Source organism: Mesorhizobium sp. M7A.F.Ca.AU.002.02.1.1, assembly GCF_003998535.1.
GTDB classification, from domain to species: Bacteria; Pseudomonadota; Alphaproteobacteria; order Rhizobiales; family Rhizobiaceae; genus Mesorhizobium; species Mesorhizobium ciceri.
Map to the genome: position 1 here is coordinate 1 of NZ_RZPB01000825.1, position 2,494 is coordinate 2,494.

Genomic DNA, 2,494 nt, shown 5'->3' on the forward strand with positions numbered 1-2,494 from the left:
CGACCGCATGGTCTCCAGCACCGCCGCACCCGCTTTCGATCTCTATCGCGGGCTGGTCGGCGAGCTTGCCGGCAGGCTGGCGCGGTTCCAGCCCGGCAGGGTGGCGCTCGAGCCGGTCAACGAACCGGCGCAGGCCTGCGCGTCGAACGTCTGGTTGCAAATCCAGCTCGCGCTTCTGACCGCGGCAAGGGCATCGGCAGCGACCCTGCCGTTGGTCGTCACCGGAGGCTGCGGCTCGATGGTGAGCGGACTGACCGCGCTCGATCCGGGCCCGCTGTCGCCCTTCGAGCCGATCCTGTTCACCTTCCACTTCTATGAGCCCTATCTGTTCAGCCATCAGGGCGCGCCCTGGATGCGCGAGCCGGTCTATCGGTCGCTCAACAATGTGCCGTGGCCGGCATCCGCCGGCTCGCTGCAACAGACGCTGGCATCGGTCAGGGCGCGCATGGCGCAGGACACCGAAACCCCTGAAGACGCCAAGCAAGCAGCCTATGCCGAGACCGAGCGTGTGCTGAAAGTCTATTTCGACGCCCAGCCCGACCGCTGGTTTGTCGACAAATATCTTCGCCAGGTCCGCGATTGGGCCGATGGCCATAGCCTTGCGCCGGAACGCATCATCATGGGCGAGTTCGGCGCGCTGCGCACCGACGCCCGCTATGTCGCCGCGCCCAATCCGGATCGCGGGCGCTACATCGCCGATGTGAGGCGGAGCGCCGAGGAACTCGGCTTCGCCTGGGCACTGTGGGATCTCTTCGATGGCATGGGCATGATGGACGACACCACCCGGGCGCTGGACCCCGATATCATCGCGGCGCTTGGCCTGACCATGCCGGCGGACTGACCGGCCTGAACGCTGCCCGCGCCGGCCGATAGAGCACCAATGCCAGCACCACGAACTTGGTCAGCAGCGTCGTCTTCGACGCGACGCTTTCCGAAGTGTTGATCAGGATAACCCAGCCCAGCATCGGCAGCCAGATGCCGGGATGGCAGCGGCGCGCCACCTCGAACAGGAACAGCACGAAGCCGAACGTCAGCAAAAGCGTGAAGAAGGCGCCCTGATAAAGGACCGTGCGGATGATCGGGTTCTCGATGCCCTGTTCGAGACCGTTGATGCGGCGCAGGCTGTCGATCAGGTCGACATCCGGTCCCACGATCAGATCGCGCAATTCCAGGTGCTTGAAGAGCTCGAACATCTCGACGCGGGCATTGGCGCTGCCGCTGTCCGACACGAAGCGCTCCAGCAGCGCGTCGAAAAAGCCCAGATATGCCGCCACGATGATGACGACCGGCAGCAGGGCGGCGAGCATGAAGCCGAGTGCCGCACCGAGGAGATTGACGCGGCCCTGGCGCAATTTGGTGATGCCCTGAAAAAGCAGGTAGCAGCCGCCGAGCACCACCGTCGTCACCATCGCCGTGCGGCCGCCGAAGGCGACGAGTGCCGCGCATTGCAAGCCGATCAACCCTATCCGCACAGGCATCGACAGGGATCTGGCACCGGAGAGCAGCGCAAGCACATAGATCGACGTCACCATGGCATTGGCAAGCGGATGCCCCTGCAGCGCGCTCGAGCGCAGATCGGTGGTAAACGCCACGCCGTCGAGGCGATAGGGGAAGATAAGCGTCTTGGTGGCGAACTCGAAAAGGGCAAGCAAGGCATTCGCCGTCATGACCACGTGGACGACGGTCTGCAGCCCGGCGAAGGTCCGCTCGTCGTCCTCGCTGAGCATCAGCACGAGAAGTGCCGCAGCCACGAACGTATCGATCATGCCGGCCATACCGGGCCGCTGCCTGGCGATGACAACGACCAGAAGCACGATCGATATGGCGGCCATCAGCGCGCTGGCCGGCCGCCTGTCAGCGAGATGGACGATATGGCCGACCGGATTGCCTGATGCGCAGGAGCGCCAGGCAAGCAGCAGGACGATGAGATAGGTGGACGGGTGGATCTTGGTCGCCGGGTTGCCGAACAGGCCATCATAATTGTAGCCGACCAGCCACAGCATGCCCCCCGAGATGCTGAACAGCACCGCCACCGCCGCGATCAATCCGAAGCGCGTCAGCGCATCGACCGAGGTGCCGGAGATGGGCGTGCCGGCGCGGGGTGCGGCAGCACCATGGTTCGAAGCGCTTGCGCTCCAACTGGCCGCCATATCAGGCGGCCTCGTCGACCAGCAAGGCGGCTGTCGGCAGGCGCCCCATGACGGAGACCGCCTGCGAAGTCGTCGTGACGTCGCGCATCGGGGTGGCGTTCAGCGTGGCGACGAGCACGATCTCGTCGGCCATGGCGACCAGCGGCGAGGCATTGAGATTGTCGGCCAGCGCGCCGCCGTCGATGACGACGAGCTCGAAGCTCCGGCTGGCCCGCGCCAGCATCTGCTGCGCAAAATAGATGCCATGCGCTTCCTGGAAGACCGCCTTTGAGCGGCCCCTGCCCAGCACGGCAACGTTGCTGCCGGCGGCGTAATGGCTGACGGCCTCGAACGCGTACTCGCCG

At 65.4% G+C, this 2,494-nt stretch carries 2 protein-coding genes and 1 pseudogene; 1 reads left to right on the plus strand and 2 read right to left on the minus strand.

Annotation, left to right across the window (positions count from 1 at the left end; genetic code table 11):
- On the plus strand, window positions 1-841 hold an 841-nt coding region (locus EN879_RS31865), incomplete at its 5' end, for a cellulase family glycosylhydrolase (protein WP_127274517.1).
- On the opposite strand, the gene EN879_RS31870 is transcribed toward EN879_RS31865, so the two are convergent.
- On the minus strand, window positions 804-2,150 hold the full coding sequence (locus tag EN879_RS31870; RefSeq protein ID WP_013530605.1) for a VpsF family polysaccharide biosynthesis protein: 1,347 nt from the start codon (window positions 2,148-2,150) through the stop codon (window positions 804-806). The genes EN879_RS31865 and EN879_RS31870 overlap by 38 nt on opposite strands.
- A 1-nt stretch (window position 2,151) precedes the next feature.
- Window positions 2,152-2,494: pseudogene (locus EN879_RS31875) on the minus strand (lipopolysaccharide biosynthesis protein); the annotation flags it as partial.

Bases quoted from the DNA above. Each gene is read 5' to 3' on its own strand.
- EN879_RS31870 (WP_013530605.1), bottom strand. From the start codon at position 2,150: ATGGCGGCCAGTTGGAGCGCAAGCGCTTCGAACCATGGTGCTGCCGCA.